We start from the raw sequence: 17,493 nt of genomic DNA, 5'->3' as shown, positions 1-17,493 counted from the left end.
ATGAACGGATCACTTGCCTGGATACCATTGCTTCCCTTTCTTGGTTTCCTGACCCTCATCAGCATTCCACTTTTTACACAAAAGGAACCCTCACAAAAATTAGTAAGCCTGATTGGGGTGGGCAGTGTGGGAATCGCAGCGATTCTGGTTTTTAACCTCGCACTCTCCACCTTTCTGGGCAACCCGGAATCGGTCGTTACGCTGTCAGTTTGGCAGTGGGTGCGAGTATCTGACCTCCAACTCGGCTTCACCTTTCATGTGGACTGGCTAACCCTGGTAATGCTGATGATCATTACCGGAGTGGGCTTCCTTATTCACTTATACTCAGCCGGATATATGCGTGAAGATCCGGATTTCCGCCGCTACTTTTCCTACCTGAATCTATTTGTCTCTGCCATGCTAATTCTCGTAATGGCGGACAACCTGGTACTTCTCTATCTGGGATGGGAAGGTGTTGGTCTTTGTTCCTACTTGCTCATTGGCTTTTGGTATAAGGCCCCTGCAAACGGAGCGGCGGCACAGAAGGCATTTATCGTCACCCGCGTCGGCGATACCGCCATGGCGATCGGCTTGTTCCTGTTGTTCTTTGAGTTCTCAACACTAAATATACCGGAGCTCATCACAGCGGCAGGGAATCCCGGGGTCAACACTCAAATTGTCACTATCGCTATGCTGCTGTTACTGGGGGGCGCTGTGGGTAAGTCAGCACAGATTCCACTCCAGACCTGGCTTCCCGATGCGATGGCAGGCCCCACTCCCGTCAGCGCCCTTATCCACGCTGCCACCATGGTGACGGCCGGGGTCTACTTGATCGCCCGAATGCACCCGCTTTATCAACTGTCTGGAACCGCCATGACAGCTGTAGCCATTGTCGGCGCTCTGACTCTATTAATCTCCGGATTCAGTGCTATCGCACAAAGTGATATCAAACGGGTCCTGGCCTATTCAACCATCTCCCAGATTGGATATATGTTCCTGGCCCTGGGTGTGGGTGCCTGGTCAGGAGCCATCTTCCATTTGATGACCCACGCCTTCTTCAAGGCTCTGCTCTTCCTCTCCGCAGGGTCAGTAATCCTGAGCGTACATCACGAGCAGAATATCTTTGCCATGGGCGGCCTCTATCGCAAAATCCCCTTTACCTTTATCTGCTTTACCATCGGTTGCGCCTGCCTGGCAGCACTCCCATTTACATCCGGTTTCTACAGCAAAGATCATATTTTGCTCAGTGCTTATGAATATCATCAAGGAGTAAACCTGCTTTGGCTTGCCGGTCTATTGGGAGCACTGGTCACAGGGATTTATAGCTTCCGGGTTCTGTTTCTTGCATTTCTGGGCAGTGAGGGTAGCGCCTCCTCACACTGTAAAGACGCCAATAACACGGTGATGATGCTTCCCTTGGGCCTCCTCGCTGTACTTGCCCTATTTGGTGGAATTCTCGCTCCACCTCTCCAGGGAGTCTTTGGCACCCCAACCGATGAACACCACTCCTGGGTCATTGAAGCCATTGCCATTGCCATGCCGCTGATCGGCCTGTTTATCGCTTGGAAAATGTTCCTGTTCGAGAAGAAAGTTGGAGAGCAGCGCTCTCCACTAATGCAGTTTTGGTTTAAGGGATGGGGGTTTGACTGGGTCTATGACCGGGTCTTTGTAAGACCTTTTAAATTTATCACCGCCCTTAACCACAAAGATATTATCGACAGCATCTACAAGGGTACCGCTTCGCTGAGTGCACATTTAAATAACGCCCTCAGCTCTTCACAAAACGGCCAAATACGTTGGTACCTGGCCACCTTTGTAGCCGGATCAATTTTATTCCTAGCCCTGTTGGTGGCTCTATGACATTACTGGCAATAATTATAATTTTATTTGTTGGGGGAATATTAGCCTGGCTGGCAGAGAGATATCACTATGAGGGTGGACGCTTAATCAGCCTGGTTTCCCTGATAATCGCATCCCTACTTTTGATCAGCTATTTCCCCCAGGCAGAGTCCACAGCTGTTACAGGTGACAGTCAGTGGTGGGATAGCCTTTTGGTATCCTGGATACCCAGGTTTGGGATCAGCTTCCATCTGGCGATTGATGGACTCAGCTTTCTTATGCTGCTACTGACAATGGGGATGGGGATCTTTGGGTTAGTAATGACCTGGAATGATGTCACCTTCCGGCGCGGCTTCTTTTATTTTAACTACCTGTGGACACTGGCCGGTATTGTCGGTGTGTTTACCGCTATCGACCTGTTTTTATTCTTTTTCTTCTGGGAAGTCATGCTGATTCCCATGCTGCTGTTGATTGCAGTTTGGGGCTATGAGGGCAGAGTCTACGCTGCGATAAAGTTCTTTATTTTCACCCAGGCAAGCAGCTTGTTAATGCTGATTGCCATCGTTGCCTTGGCATTTATCCACTATCGGAATAGCGGGCAACTGACCTTTAACTATATGGATTTGTTGAGTGCTCAACTGTCTGCAACAGCAGCTTATTGGTTAATGCTCGGATTTTTTATTGCCTTTATCGTCAAGTTGCCAGCGCTGCCCTTCCATACCTGGTTACCTGACGCCCATACCCAGGCCCCTACTGCCGGCAGTATTCTGCTGGCGGCGATTCTGTTGAAAACAGGAGCCTATGGTTTATTGCGTTTTACACTGCCCTTATTCCCGGAGAGTTCACAAGCTTTTGCACCGGTTGCAATGACCATTGGAGCCATCAGTGTGGTCTACGGCGCATCGCTGGCATTCGCTCAGAAGGATATGAAAAGACTTGTGGCCTATTCCAGTGTGAGCCATATGGGATTTGTTCTATTGGGGCTCTACGCGCTGAATACTATCGCCCTGCAGGGCGCAGTGATGCAAATGATCGCCCACGGCTTGAGTACCGCTGCACTCTTCGCATTAGTAGGCGCACTACAGCATCGTCTCCATACCCGGGATATGAGCCAGCTCGGCGGTGTCTGGCCTCTTCTGCCAAAGCTATCCGCCGTTGCACTCTTCTTTGCCATTGCCTCGCTGGGACTGCCTGGGCTGGGTAATTTTGTTGCCGAATTCCTGGTGCTTGTTGGTAGCTTTAAAGCTAATCACTGGTTAACGGTTATTGCAGCAATTGGGCTTATTGGAGCAGCACTCTATGCACTATTGATGATGCAGCGTGTCTTCTTTGGCAAGTTTAATGACAAATTGAAACCAGCTACAGAGGGGAAAACTGTCAGTGATCTAAGCCTCAGGGAGATCTCTGCGCTTCTTTCACTGGCGGTGCTTCTCGTGATCTTCGGGCTCCGCCCCCAGCCTATCTTTGATATCGCCGAGCCTACGATTGCTAAATCAATGCAAAAATTTCAGGCCCCTGAAAATGAAGAAGTCGTCATAGAAAAGACAGGGCCGGAAACTTCAGCAAGCTTATCCTCTCCTACTGCTAAAAGCGCTAATACAGGTACATCTCTATGAGTGCCCAAGAACTATTTTCTATCCTACCGCTTTTACTGATTAGTGCCGGTATTGTAATTTTGCTGCTCCAAGTATCCTTCTGGAGAAATCATGCGGGCGCTCTGGTTACAACTCTTATCACTTTGGTAGCCGCTATCATTGCCTGTTTCTGGGTTGGAGCCACCCTATCGGGCAATAACGGGTCCATTCAAGTGACTGCCCTACTCTCGATTGACTACAACTCATTGTTCTTCTGTCTGCTGATATTAGTTACCGCCATAGCCGTCAGCGTTATGGGATACAACTACTTAAAACTTCGGTGTGACCTGAATAGAAACCCGGATAGCTATCCAGAAGAGTTTTATATACTACTTTTACTTGCCATTTTGGGAGCAAGCACCCTGGTATTTGCCAGCCACTTTGCCACCTTTTTCCTCGGTATAGAATTAATTAGCCTCGCACTTTATCCACTGTTGGGATTTGCGGTTACTGGCAATTTATCCTCAAGCAAAGATCAAGTAAATTCCCTGGAATCTGCCTTTAAATACTTAATCCTTTCAGCACTTTCTACCGCTCTCGGGCTATTCGGTATCGCATTAATTTATGCGGCGTCTGGGGCACTGGACTTTGGCAGTATCGCTACACGGATACAGGATCTTTCACAGACTTCTGCTCTTTTTGCAACCGGCGCCACTCTGCTGGTCATTTCTGTTGCTTTCAAGTTATCACTGGTTCCATTTCATATCTGGACACCCGATGTATTCCAGGGCGCACCTACGCCTACGACGGCGTTGATCGCCACAGTGGGAAAAACAGCCGTAATTGCCTTTCTGTTGCGATTCTTTAATACCTTAAATCTCTACCAGAGCCCTATTCTTATTGACTTACTGACAATCGCCGCCATAGCTAGCATGCTGATAGGAAATTTACTGGCCCTGATGCAAAACAATATCAAAAGGCTGCTGGCCTACTCCTCAATCGGCCATATAGGCTATTTAATTGTGGCGTTTATCATCGGCAATAGCGCGTTTGGTACAGAGGCGGTTATTTATTACATGGTCGCCTATGTCATTACTACACTAGGAGCCTTTGCAATTGTTGGCCTGATAGCCGATTCAGTCGAGGCCACACAACTAACCAATGGAACAAATGTCAGCGACGTGACCAACAGTGCAGATGATCCTTATCACAGGGACTTTTACCGGGGATTACTCTGGCGTAGTCCATGGCTGGCGAGCTGTCTTGCTCTAATGCTGCTATCTCTGGCTGGAATTCCCTTAACTATTGGATTTATTGGGAAGTTTTACGTCTTTACCGCAGGTGTTGAAGGAAAAATGTGGGCTCTTCTCGCTGGTGTGGTTATTGGTAGTGCATTGGGCCTCTTCTATTACCTTCGTCTTCTACTTACGATGGTACAAAGAGATGCCATTGACACTAGCAGTAACAGCGAAACGTTACAAATTACCACTTCAGGGCAGTTTTTAATCGCAACTCTCGCCGCTGCCCTGGTTTTTTTCGGAATATTCCCACAGGTCCTTATTAACTGGATAAATGCTATATAAAGTAGAGAGCGAGTGCTGATGTAAAAATATTTTAAAGCCCAGGTAATAGCCTGGTCATCAGAGGGTACTTACTATGAAGACTTTCAAACAAGCATTTGAAGTCATCAAGGATGCTGAGAGATTTCACCTGGAAATGGCAGCTGTTTACGAGACCTTACTGGACAAATCAGAGGACTACCGAACCCAATTGCTATTAAAACACATGCTTGAGCATGAGCAGAGAATGGCAAAAAACCTGCAGAACTACAATGATGTAGCGCAAAATAAGGTGATGAAGACATGGTTGCAATACACCCATGAAGAAAGTGCCAATGACTTTATTCGCCGCCTCAATCTGAGTGATCCACCGACAATTCGTGAAATTAATAATATGGGACGAGAGGTAGATCGCTATTTCTCAGAACTCTATCAGGCGGTGTATGGTGCAATTGAGTCGATGGAGGTGAAAGAGGTGTTTGAAGACCTGAAACAAATACAAGATAAGGAAAGAATTACCTTATCTATGGCCACAAATTCACTGTGGGATATGTAAAAATCCCGCTACTTACAGCGGGATCTAATCGTCACATAATTCTGCAGTTGGCTAACCCGGTATTAAGAATACCCAGGTTAGCCAGCTACAAAATGCCAGCTACAGCTGGGATTACTTAGAACTCATACTGCGCTCTTACGTAGTACAGAGCTCCATTGAATCCCATAGGTGCCGTTTCCGGATATTCCGCTCCAGCAACACCGGACCAGGGGTTTTTATCTGGATAGTTGTTGAATACGTTTTCCGCACCTGCGATCAAGGTCATGGAATCATTGAAGTCATACGCAGCCTCAATATCTACTGTAAATTCATCACCAGCGTCGATGGGCAGACTATAGTCATCCAAATGTGCTTCCCAGTAGCTACCGTAGTAGTTGAGTCGCACTAGGCCTCGCCAATTATCTCCTGTGTGATTAAAAGTGGCATTACCACGAACATTTGGCAATCCGTCTTCCAGCTGCCTAAGACGCATATCACTTATAGTCTCTTCCCTGAAATCAGTTACTTCAGTATCAGTCCAATTCCAAGCGAAACTAAGGTCCGTAGCATCGCCTACTGGATAGGTTGCTACTACGTCAACACCACGGGTTTTAGTGTCAAAATCATTAGTATAGAAACGGAAGAAGGTTAAAGAGTCAGCGCCGCTGATACCATCAGCCACTAACTGAGCGCGTTCATCATCGGTCAGCAATTGATCCGCCGACTGAGTAATCCTGTCATCCACAGAAATCTGGAAATAGTCAACTGTAATTTCCCAATCACCTGCTGAGAATATCGCCCCCAATGTAAAGCTATCAGATTCTTCTGGCTGTAACTGCGTTCCGCCTCTTAACTGAGCAATTGGGTTTGTTGGTGGGATAGTGCCCTTGTTCTCTAACTGGCCATTAGTAAAAGCTGTTGTTACATTGCTGATATTAGATTGTGCTGGAGTTGGTGCACGGAAGCCCGTACTCCATGTAGAGCGCAAGGCAATAGCATCATTGATTGTGTAATGACCTGACAGTTTATAGTTAAAAGTATCGCCAAAATCAGAAAAATCTTCCCAACGCAAAGCTGCGCCTAATCGAAGATCATCATTTACTTCGAGCTCAAAGTCAGAGTAAATCGCTATATTGTCGCGGTCGAAAGTGCCTACAGTTTCTGGGCCAAAACCAGAAAACCCATTAGACCCAATCAAGAAACCCTGTTCTGCCAAATCGCCAATTTGCCAGGATGCGGTATCACCCTGTTTTACTTCAAATTCTTCTTCTCGCCATTCAAAGCCCGTCGCCATAAATAGCGGCAAGCCAGCAACTTCTGTGCTCTTTGTTAAATCAATATTAAAATTAGTTTCAGTTTGAGCATAACCACCAGGGCTGAACTCAGTCGGAGTATCTGGGCCCAAAGTAGCGTTTACCGTATTATAAATATTGAAATCTACTTCGTTATGGCCTCTACTGGCACTAACATCGTAGCCAATCCCATTGGCAAATTCTCCCCGTATGCCGAAGACCACAGAATAATCCTCTAGATCTCCACCAAATCTTGGCGTAAATCCTCCAGGGAACATTTCTGTATAAGAAAAACACTCATCGAGATCATGAGCTTCCGACACACTCACGTTCTGGCAATCATCAATACCGTTACTGGGATCTAAGTCACCAATTAGAGGGTGGATGAATACTTCGTCGTCATCTATAACGCCATTCCCGTTTACGTCTGTCTTTTCCTCATATGTAAAAACCCCAGATCGGTTCTCGGGATTTCGGAAATAGAACCCTCCATCAGTAGAACGACTCGCGTAGTTACCAAAGGCATACAGCTCAGCGGTATCATTTAGCTCTATGGCGCTGTTAACAAAGAACTTAGTGTCGTCATTAACTTCTGGCTGGCCCCAGATCTGTGCAGGATTAGCTACATAGGTATTGCCATCGGCGATCAACTGAGCAGCATCATCTCTCTGGACACTTCGACTGGTAGAATCCTGCTCACGGTACTCAAGGCTAACATTCACAAAGCCGGCGTCTGTCAATGGCAAGCCAAAGTTAGCTGCAACGGTGCTTTGATCACCATCACCCTCAGCAGTGGTTGCATGCTTGACTTCAACACTTCCGCCCTCAGCTGCATCCTTTAACTGAAAGTTGATAACGCCGGCAATCGCATCGGAGCCATATTGGGCTGCGGCACCATCACGCAGGACCTCAACCTGTTTCAGAGCAATCGCCGGAATTGCAGAGATATCTGGCCCCTGGGCACCATCTGAAACACCACTTCCGAGGAAGGAAATGACGGCAGCGCGATGGCGACGCTTACCATTCACCAGAACCAGTGTGCTATCGGGTGGCAGTCCACGCAGGTTTGCAGGGCGAACAATTGAGGCAGCATCAGAAATTGGCTTTGCATTAACGTTGTAGGATGGAACAACGTTTCTAAGCAGGTTACTGAGATCTCCATCACCCTGGTTTACAAATTCTTCTCCGGTCACGATATCGATGGGAGCGGAGGAATCTGTAGCGGAACGCCCTTCAACACGGGTACCGATTGTTATCACTTCCTCAAGGAGTGCATCTTCAGCAAAAGTGGGACTGCTTAGTGCAGCAATCGAAGCTGCCAGCAGAGAGGGAGCGCCACAGGCCGTAAGCCAGCGCTTCTTTTTTTCATTCATAGGAGAAATACCCTGTTTTAGTTATCTCTTATTTTCTTCCGAGCCAAATCAACCAGCTTTCACTTAAACCAATTTGTGCGTTACAGCAAAAATAAATTGGCTAATTAAGGTAGTGCTCCAGGAGATCAATAAAAATTTTTTACGCACTTGAAAGCTCGCTTATGCAGAGGGAGGTTACCACCAATACATTCACTGCAAGAAGTGTGACAACCAGAGAAAATGCCAGAAAAACTACAATTTGCAAGAGCAAAAAAGGCAATTTTAAAAATTAAGAACGACTAAAAATGTAGATACTGACAAAACTGCCAAAAATAAAATAAATCTAATTAGATGATTAAATTAAATTTAATTACAAGAGGAAGCAAAATAGAGCGCACATACACAAGCAGGGTATATCCCAAATAATAACTTCTACAGAGGACAAATGAAACTTATTTGATGATTTGAGGTAAAAAAATAACCTTAGCCTACCGTAATAAACATGATAAATATCATTTCACAAACAAATACCGTGAAGATATTTTATCTTGTCAGCTCTAACTCACAGACAAACATCCACAGAAAACCCACTTAACAAAAGAGGTTAATACTAAAAAACTAACGAATATGGGACAAGCAAACCTAACAAGAGTAGATTTGTGTTATAAAAAAACCACCCACTGATACGCTTCGAAGCTAGTAGAGTGGCTTTAATAAACGTCACAGTGAACTATCAGTCTAACTTTTGGTTGACAAAGATATCTCTAAGTAAACCTAGCAACACTATTCAACAATCAAGTGCGAACTTTATTGCGGCTTGAGCGTGAATCTCTGTGGAGTTCATCAGGTGAGTAGAGGTATCCTCTTGCGAAAGCAACATGCAAATCTCTGTACACCCTAGGATCACACCTTCGGCACCTCGATTGGATAGCAAATCCACAATACGAATAAATTCCATTTTTGAACTGTTAAGGACTCTCCCCTCACAGAGCTCTTCGTAAATAACCCTATGGACTATCTCTCTATCGCTGGGCCCCGGAATCAAAACCTCAATCCCATACTTTTCCTGCATATAGCCACGATAGAAATCTTGCTCCATAGTAAAAGCTGTCGCCAACAAGCCGACGGTCTTTATCCCTCTGTTCTTAAGTGCTTCAGCTGTAGCATCACCAATATGTAAAAAAGGTACATCAATAGTCTCGATAATATCTCCAGCTACTTTATGCATAGTATTAGTGCACAATAAAATGCCCTCAGCACCAGCTTTTTCCAGGCATATTGCCGCCTCAACCAATAGATTACTTGCCTGAGTCCAATCACCCTCCATTTGTAACTGTGCAATTTTTTCAAAATCGACGCTATAAAGTAGAATTTCGGCCGAGTGCAGCCCTCCTAACCTTTGAGCAATTCCTTCATTAATCAGGCGATAATAAATTGCTGTACTCTCCCAACTCATTCCACCCAAAAGGCCAATCTTCTTCATCTTTGAGCTCATCTAATATCCCTTAATACATGTTGCGAATACTAACATGAGAGAGTCGAAAGACTGATTGTAAATTGAGGGCATTCAGGAATAGCGACAACTTAATTAAAAGTACCAATTTATATAAAATCGGTACTCACTTATAAATTACATACGGACGTGATTTAATACTTTTCTTATTCTTAGTGAAAGATCAATAATCAGACACTTCTGTAGGATCAACCCGCATACAGGAAGCTATTAAGTTTCTCTTACTGAAGTTGTAACCGGACACGACACTCATCAAGTTTTCCCTTCCCAATAGCCGGTGGGTAATCTCACCAAGAGGCAATCCTTGCCGGTCCAATTCCCGTGCTTCAGTTGCAAGATTTAACAAATAATCATACTTGGCTTGTAAGCGAACTTTTCCTTTTTCTACAATCCCTCTATGAGGACAAAATATAATATCAAAATCATAGGTGAGCACTTTTTTGATACTGTGCATTAAAATTGGAATACTTTCATCTTTACGCAACAGCTTTAACTTACTAGCTACATACAAATCAGCAGTGAATATCCACCCTCGATCCTGAACCAGATAACAGGTCATGTCTTTGGCATGCCCTGGTGCGGGGATAACAACTACCTTTTCGCCGGAGAACCTTAAATCTTCCGGTAGTGGCGCAGCTTCCGCACGCCCGGCCCTCCCCCAAATCAGCATCTGTATTGGCGGTATCCGAAAACCTCTCTTTAATATCTCTACTGTCGCCTTAGGGGCTCTTGGCTGTATACCGGTAAGCTTATAAATTGCACCGGCGTTACCACTATGATCTTCGTGGTGATGGGTGAGGACTAATTGCCGAAAAGGTTTATTTTTTACAAACCACTTGACGTATTTCCACTGGTTACTGGGGCCGGCATCGATAATAGTGTCACCCAACCGATATACAATAAAGGTTGTATTGATACCAAAATCGAAACGGCCGACCCTTTGCGCATCCAGATCTTGATAGTCAAAAGAATCAATAACCGACACGCCACTCTCCAGCGCAAGAGACAGACCTTTAAGGAATTATAGAAGCATATCTATAAGGGCAGTCCTCCCCGGCAATTAGGCAATTTTAACGCCAACCATCGCAGGCTCAGGGAAAGAGAGTTTGATATAAGCTTAAATACGACAAAGTGACATTAATGGTGACAAGCTACTTTGTCATCTTTAAGCGCAACTGCAAACCCAACTTGGATGTGGCTCCAGTAGTGACCCAGGCAACGCGCCCGTCAGTGTCGACAATCAGCAAGGTTGGCGTCACTTTAACGCCCCATTGGGCACTTAAAACACCATATGGATCATTTAGAGTAGGAAAAGCAAGTTCGTGATTCCGCATATATTCGGTAACCACCTCTTCTGTTCCAGACTGCATCGCAACACCAACAACCTGGTAATCCCGAGACAGGTCAGTCACAGCGGGGGAAACTATCCGGCAATAGGGGCACCAGGTTGCCCAAAAATAAATTAATACTGGACCTTTAGAGTACATTTGCTTTAGGTCAATAATATTTCCCTGCAGCGATTGCCCCTCTAACTGAGGGGCCTGGTTCTCAGGGATATCTCTTTGGTGGAAATAACCCACGGCAGTAACCATTAGTACCGCCAAGGTGATAAATATCAAGGCCTGAACCAGGTAGCTATAACGAGCTTTTTCCACCCCAAATAAACTCCTTTAGTACTTCACACTACACCCATAAGCCCGCGATGAAGACTTGGGCACAGCCAGTCCCTTCAGTGAAGCATCCAGTGCAGCAGAAACATAATTGTGTGAACTGCCTAGAACCGCAGGATTGGCTGAGTCATTATCATCAATGGCTCCAGCATATACGACTTCCCCCTGAGGATTAATGATAAACATATGCGGAGTAGTTTTAGCCCCATAAGCACGCCCCATAACTCCAGAGGTATCCAGCAAGAAGGGTACGCTTGCGCCGAGGTTATGACTCTGTGCAACTGCCATAGCCTGCTCTGGCTCCAAATAGCCCTGCTTTCCTTTAGCTGAAGAAATAACCGTGAGCCAATTTACTTTCTGTGCTGTATACCTTTTTTGAAGGGACTGCATATTACCACTGCCATAGTGTTTCCTGACATAGGGGCAATCTTTATTAAACCATTCAATAACCAACCATTGGCCTGTGTAATCGGAGAGATTGTGAGTTTTTCCAGCAGCATCCACTACTGAGAATTCTGGCGCTTTTTGTCCAGGAACGGCTGCTGCCAACACAACACTCGGCAACATCAGGAATAAAAGCAAAACTCCTCTAAGTATCGAATTATTCACGTTGAAAAATAATTTCATAATTAACCATCCTCACTATTAACAGTTAAGTGCTTACTAAACAGTGCTGCAATTAAAGACTCTTGCAGCAGTGGTGGAAGTAACTCTGGTTTTTTCTCTCCTGCAGGATACCATGCATATACAGGTACAGAGTTCCTCCCCAAATCCTGCAAAGCTTGAGTAATTTCAGGGTTATAACACGTCCAGTCGGCCCGAATTAGAAGCACGTTATTCTTTTTAAATAATGCTTGTACACTCGGGGTATCAAGCACCAGCTTTTTATTTACCTGGCAGGTAATACACCAGGCTGCGGTATAGTCAATAAATACAGGGCGCCCATTATCCAAGGCTTCCGCCAAAAGTGCCTTGTCATAACGATGCCAGTCATACGCCATTTCTGCAGGTTGCTCACCACCCTCCATACGGATTGCCGGTAGAGATATTAGCAAAGTAGCAGCGACACAAATCAGACCCGCTGCTCCCCCCTTTTTGGAAAAATTTTTTACTAGCCAGATTGCAAAAGTAACAACGAGCAACAGGCTTAAACCGGCCAACCAACCAGAGTCCCCAGCTAGGCGCCCTAAAATCCATAGTAGCCATATCACCGTTACGTAAAGCGGAAATGCAAGAAACTGACGCAACTTCTCCATCCATGGACCTGGAGCTGGCAGATGCCTCAGTATTACAGGACTTGCACACATCAAAATAAATGGCGCAGCGAGCCCTAAACCGAGGCATAAGAAGATGAGTAGAGCCTGAAGTGGAGGAATCACCGCCGCTGCTCCCAGAGCTGCTCCCATAAATGGACCGGTACAGGGGGCGGCAACAAAGACAGCTAAAACACCGGTGGTAAAGGAGCCACGGCTATTGGAGCTAGCAAGCCCCATTAATCGGTGCCCAAACTCAAAAAAGCCGCTAAAGGATAGGGCCATCAGCCAGAAGAGCATAATTAACCCAATTACCACAACCGGTGACTGAAGTTGAAAACCCCAGCCAACGGCCAATCCCCCCCAGCGTAGCGCCAATAAAGCAAGCCCCAGGGCAAGAAAAGTCACCATAATGCCGGCGCTATATAGGAAAGATTCACGCAAACGTTCGGCTGGACGATTACCACCGTTAATCAGTCCAAATAGCTTTATGGACAGTACGGGGAAAACACAGGGCATCAGATTCAATAGGATACCGGCAATAAATGCTGACAGAAGTAAAAGCCATATAGAGGTTGCACTCGTCTCAATTCCCTCTTGGGATAAGAGGGGGGCAGAGACTTTCCAGGCCCGGCTCGAGTGTGCAATCACAAAATCACTGCTTTCACTAATCTCAGAGCCCGGCAGGCGCTTGAACTTGTAGAGGAGAGTTTCATCTTCGCGCTGAACTTCTGGCTCAGACGCAGAGTACAAGTCACCATTTACGGGGAAAATGCTAGGTATTTCATCGCTACGATTCCCTCTGAGCTGCAAAGTAATATGCTCACTACCTCGCGCTGAAATGGATACTGGTTGCCACGGGCTCTCACTTCCCCCCCCTGGAAGCCTGTTGGCAAAGTAATTCCTTAACGCCAGATCTGTAGCTGGCCAAGCCGCCTGCTCTGCAACCGACCGTACAAGACTCATAGTGGCAAAGCCCGGTATGCAATCCACTTTACAAACCAACCACTCCAGGTCCGCATGCAGGGTAACCTCTTGCGTGCGCTTATCTGGGAGGAGCTGGAACAGGTAGGCAACATTCCCGGAGTACCCCAGGTTAGTAAGATGCTCTACCCGGAGGCGCGTTGGGAATGGCCATTCGATCGGCCCTAATAAAGCGCCCTGAGCCTCCATATCAAACCGTGGAGCCGCCCCTGAATCTCCAGCATTACGCCAATACACATGCCATCCAGGATCTACCTCAAAGTAGAATCCAACCGTCTCTCTCATTCCTTGGCGAAATGTATCAGGTGCCAGCCAACGCACCTTGACGTGATCACCAGATGCCGTCTCCTGTGCTACAGGGAGACCCGCAACCAACAGTAACGTTAAACAGCAGATGTTGATCAGCGTGGTCTTTATTTTCAATGTGATTCTCCTTCTCGCCTAATCAACTGGTACTCCCCCTTTGGGTCAGATACAAGTTACAACATTGGCCTCACCCATCACAAAACGAAGTCTCACTATACTCCGATCATACCTAACCTAAAGAAGCGCCCAGAATGCCTGCCTTGCAGATAAGTGACGGCCGTATCCTTACTTATGATGACTATGGTGATCCAAATGGCTGGCCTGTGCTTTTCAATCATGGCTTCTCAGATTCGCGACTAATTCGCAATCCTGATAAGGACCTTACCGCATCTCTTGGCGTAAGAATCATCTCTGTAGATCAACCTGGTGTGGGGGGATCATCTCCCCATAGAGGCCGGCGAATGGTTGATTGGGGGTCGGATATCGAAGAACTGGTTAATCGTCTAAATATCGAGACATTTTCGGTAGTCGGCCATTCAGGTGGTGCCCCTCATGCACTTTCTATCGCTAACAAACTTCCCCACAGAGTCTCTAAAATTGCCCTTGCAGCCCCAGTTGCGCCACTGGACTACCCAGGAATGACTGACCTGCTAAAAAACCCGGATATCAGACTTATCGCAAAGATCCATCGTTGGCAATTTCTTACTCGTTGTCTGTGCCGATTAAGTGCATACCAAGCCAATAGTAATATACAAGATTATATTCAGCTCTTTGCAAAGAAAGATGCCTCTGATGCCGCACTGTTTATTCGAGACCCGGCACTTAAGAAAATGTTTGAAGAATCATTTTCTGCCGGAGCAACGCAGCATGGGGAGGGTTTTTTTGAAATGATAATGGCGCTTTGGGATTGGGGGTTTGATCCTCGTGAAATCACCACTTCCACCAAAATATTTTATGGTGATGCCGACGATATAATTGATATTAAAATGCCAAAATATCTCTCAAGTATAATGCCAAATAGCTCAACTCAAAGCTGGCACCAGCTGGGACACTATGCCTTTGTTAACAAGTACTGCTGGGTTGAGTTGCTCAAGTCAGCTCGCAAGTAAGCCTTGCGAACTTTACGAGCAACGCTTTTATCTAGCCATCAACAGGCAAAGCCTCTACTGCACTTACCGGGACCAGGCTTGAAATAAAATCCTCAGTGGCCACATCCCAGGAATAGGTCCTGGCATGAGTAACACATTCCGATCGATCCAATAATAGTGCCTTTTCTATGGCCACTTGCAGATTGCTATCCAACGCTCCAACGGGGGCATCACCAATGATATCTTTCGGACCCGTCACAGGGTAGGCGGCAACGGGCAAACCACAGGCTAAAGACTCAAGATTAACCAGACCAAAAGTGTCAGTTACCGAAGGAAATACAAAAACATCTGCAGCGCTGTAGCATTCAGTTAAGTCCTTACCCTCTTTAATTCCCAGATATACCGCCTGTGGAAACTTCCTCTTTAATTCATTGAGTTGAGGACCATCCCCCACGATAACTTTTGTTCCCGGTAACTCAAGAGATAAAAACTTATCCAGTGATTTTTCCACTGCAACACGCCCTACATTGAGCATGATAGGTCGAGTTAGGCCCTCAAAAAGTTTTGTCTCAACCGGATGGAATTTTTCTAACTCTACGCCTCTTCGCCAGCGGGTGACACAGGCAATCCCCAAGGTTCGAGCTTCCGCTGCCATACCATCTGTAGTCACCATTGTTTGTGCTGCGGAATTATGAAAGCGACGAAGGAGACCGTGTAACCACTTCAGTGGAACTTTATAGCGAATCGATACATATTCAGAGAGACGGGACAGCCAAGATGTCGTAAAACGCAAATTATTCCGCTTGCAGTAGCCACGAACAGCCCACCCCACAGGACCTTCACTCATAATGTGAATAGCGTCCGGTGAAAAATCCTCAATAATTCGGGCAGCTTTCCCACCAGGAAATACTGCAATTTTCACTTCTTTATAGCCCGGCCAGGGGAAATTAGTAAAATCAGTAGCAGAAACAATTTTTACTTGGTGCCCCCTTGCCATGAGTTCTTTCTCAGTTTTTTCCAGTACTCTGGAAACACCATTTAGTTGCTCCGGATAAGTATCCGTAGCAATCAAAATCTTCATATTTTGCACTCTTCAGCTATAGACATTAAACCTCACCTTCCACAGGCAGCCTTGATTTCATATAAAACCAGGACCATTGAAGTATAAAAAAATCACCACTTCGACACACAAGGGATTTTAGCTTGGTCACATCGATGTGAATATTTTTTGGCAATACCCTCAACTTCAGTGAGAAGATTATCATTCAGAGTTATAGGCTTGAGCCCCATCTCGATAAGCTGGTCATTATTTACCAACAAATCATTTTCTGCTGACTCTTTTCTGGGGTTGTCCAAGTAGGCAATTCCCACCCCTGTCTTGTTGGAGATTAAATTTGCTAGATCCCTGATACGATGCGTCTCTGTCATTTGATTCAGAATTTTGACTCTATCGCCTATCTCTGGAGGATTTTCAATAGCTAACTGAATACATTGACAGGTATCCTGAATATGAATAAATGCCCGCTTCTGGCCGCCAGTGCCATGAACGGTAAGTGGGTAATTAATCGCCGCTTGCATCAGGAATCGATTGAGGACTGTTCCATAATCACCATCATAATCAAATCGATTAATCAGAGATTCATCCCTTTGTGTTTGTCGGGTCTGGGTACCCCAAACGATCCCTTGGTGTAAATCAGTGACACGTACCTGATCGTTCTTGTTATAGAAGGCAAATAACAATTGATCCTGAGCCTTTGTCATATGATAGATAGAACCTGGATTACTAGGGTAAAGAATCTCCTGTTCACTCAAATACCCTTCAGTCTCTACCTGGATTTTTAAATATCCTTCGGGAATAGTGAGACCAGCTGTTCCATACCCGTATACACCCATAGTACCCAAGTGAATCAAATGTATATCCAATCCGCTTTCTACTATAGCCGCCAGGACATCATTGGTAGCATTCAAGTTATTATCAAGTGTATAACGTCTATGCCGGACAGATTTCATCGAATAGGGTGCGGCACGCTGTTCAGCAAAATGTACAATCGCGTCTGGTTTTTCCTCTTTTAAGAGAGTGACCAATCGCTCAAAATCCTGTCCGAGGTTAATATAAATATGCCTGATGGACATACCGGAAACTTCACGCCATACACGAAGCCGCTCAGACAGGTGCCTGATTGGTGTCAATGAATCAACTTCAAGCTCAATATCAATTTTTCGCCGTGATAAGTTATCAACAATAATAACTTCATAACCCACCTCTGAAAGGTGGAGAGATGTAGGCCAACCACAAAATCCATCACCTCCCAAAATCAATACTTTCCTCACCCTACCCCCTAAAAACTCTTAGGAATTTATACAATTCGAATACACTAATATTTTTATCAGCTTCGAATTAACCTACCTCATTCAAAAGTACCAGCCACAGTTAAACGAAGCCATACGGGCAAATTTATTCGATTTTTTGTGACATTGTCGTGACAATCCATATCACTATCCATGTTCCTTGTACGCCACAATGAGAAAAAACGAACCACTCGTTAAAA

13 protein-coding genes are annotated in these 17,493 nt (G+C 45.7%); 5 read left to right on the top strand and 8 right to left on the bottom strand.

Translation table 11 applies throughout. The annotated features are described in order from the left end of the window. The 4 genes from nuoL (at window position 1) to ACJJIY_RS09765 (ending at window position 5,507) form a co-directional block, all read left to right on the top strand. Window positions 1-1,839, top strand: a complete 1,839-nt coding sequence (nuoL, locus tag ACJJIY_RS09780; protein ID WP_445359501.1) for an NADH-quinone oxidoreductase subunit L — start codon at window positions 1-3, stop codon at window positions 1,837-1,839. Further along, on the top strand, window positions 1,836-3,434 hold the full coding sequence (gene nuoM, locus ACJJIY_RS09775; protein WP_445359500.1) for an NADH-quinone oxidoreductase subunit M: 1,599 nt from the start codon (window positions 1,836-1,838) through the stop codon (window positions 3,432-3,434). Before nuoL ends, nuoM begins: the two co-directional genes overlap by 4 nt. Further along, window positions 3,431-4,975 (top strand): NADH-quinone oxidoreductase subunit N, encoded by a 1,545-nt coding sequence (locus ACJJIY_RS09770; RefSeq protein WP_444895024.1) that lies wholly within the window; start codon window positions 3,431-3,433, stop codon window positions 4,973-4,975. The genes nuoM and ACJJIY_RS09770 overlap by 4 nt, the downstream gene beginning before the upstream one ends. Window positions 4,976-5,048: 73 nt before the next feature. Beyond that, window positions 5,049-5,507 carry a hypothetical protein gene (locus ACJJIY_RS09765; RefSeq protein ID WP_282934036.1) on the top strand — a complete coding sequence of 153 codons (459 nt, stop codon included), beginning with the start codon at window positions 5,049-5,051 and terminating at the stop codon, window positions 5,505-5,507. Window positions 5,508-5,622: 115 nt separating this feature from the next. Here ACJJIY_RS09765 and ACJJIY_RS09760 read toward each other — a convergent pair whose 3' ends face one another. The 6 genes from ACJJIY_RS09760 to ACJJIY_RS09735 form a co-directional block, all read right to left on the bottom strand. Next, window positions 5,623-8,151, bottom strand: a complete 2,529-nt coding sequence (locus ACJJIY_RS09760; protein ID WP_444895025.1) for a TonB-dependent receptor plug domain-containing protein — start codon at window positions 8,149-8,151, stop codon at window positions 5,623-5,625. A gap of 766 nt (window positions 8,152-8,917) precedes the next feature. After that, a complete protein-coding gene (locus ACJJIY_RS09755) occupies window positions 8,918-9,625 on the bottom strand; it encodes an aspartate/glutamate racemase family protein (RefSeq protein WP_445359499.1) in 708 nt (235 codons plus the stop codon). A 181-nt stretch (window positions 9,626-9,806) separates the two neighbouring features. After that, window positions 9,807-10,628 (bottom strand): MBL fold metallo-hydrolase, encoded by an 822-nt coding sequence (locus ACJJIY_RS09750; protein ID WP_444895027.1) that lies wholly within the window; start codon window positions 10,626-10,628, stop codon window positions 9,807-9,809. A gap of 166 nt (window positions 10,629-10,794) precedes the next feature. After that, the gene (locus ACJJIY_RS09745; protein WP_444895028.1) at window positions 10,795-11,298 is read right to left on the bottom strand and encodes a protein disulfide oxidoreductase; all 504 of its coding nucleotides are present in this window, start codon (window positions 11,296-11,298) and stop codon (window positions 10,795-10,797) included. Window positions 11,299-11,313: 15 nt separating this feature from the next. Beyond that, a complete protein-coding gene (locus tag ACJJIY_RS09740; RefSeq protein WP_445359498.1) occupies window positions 11,314-11,940 on the bottom strand; it encodes a thioredoxin family protein in 627 nt (208 codons plus the stop codon). A 2-nt stretch (window positions 11,941-11,942) separates the two neighbouring features. Continuing rightward, window positions 11,943-13,973, bottom strand: coding sequence for a protein-disulfide reductase DsbD family protein (locus ACJJIY_RS09735; RefSeq protein WP_445359497.1), 2,031 nt, complete (start codon window positions 13,971-13,973; stop codon window positions 11,943-11,945). Window positions 13,974-14,107: 134 nt separating this feature from the next. Here ACJJIY_RS09735 and ACJJIY_RS09730 point away from each other — a divergent pair, with 134 nt between their 5' ends. Next, the gene (locus ACJJIY_RS09730) at window positions 14,108-14,965 is read left to right on the top strand and encodes an alpha/beta hydrolase (protein ID WP_445359496.1); all 858 of its coding nucleotides are present in this window, start codon (window positions 14,108-14,110) and stop codon (window positions 14,963-14,965) included. 31 nt (window positions 14,966-14,996) lie between these two features. Here the strand turns inward: ACJJIY_RS09730 and ACJJIY_RS09725 are convergent, their stop codons facing one another. Then, window positions 14,997-16,025 carry a glycosyltransferase family 4 protein gene (locus tag ACJJIY_RS09725; RefSeq protein WP_445359495.1) on the bottom strand — a complete coding sequence of 343 codons (1,029 nt, stop codon included), beginning with the start codon at window positions 16,023-16,025 and terminating at the stop codon, window positions 14,997-14,999. Between the two features lie 92 nt (window positions 16,026-16,117). After that, entirely contained in the window at window positions 16,118-17,275 is a 1,158-nt protein-coding gene (locus ACJJIY_RS09720; protein ID WP_444956875.1) for an NAD-dependent epimerase/dehydratase family protein, read from the bottom strand. Between the last annotated feature and the right edge of the window lie 218 nt (window positions 17,276-17,493).

The organism is Microbulbifer maximicatervae (SeqCode) (assembly GCF_052468155.1).
Note: the sequence above shows the minus strand (reverse complement) of the source record. Positions and strands in the feature narration are given on the sequence as shown.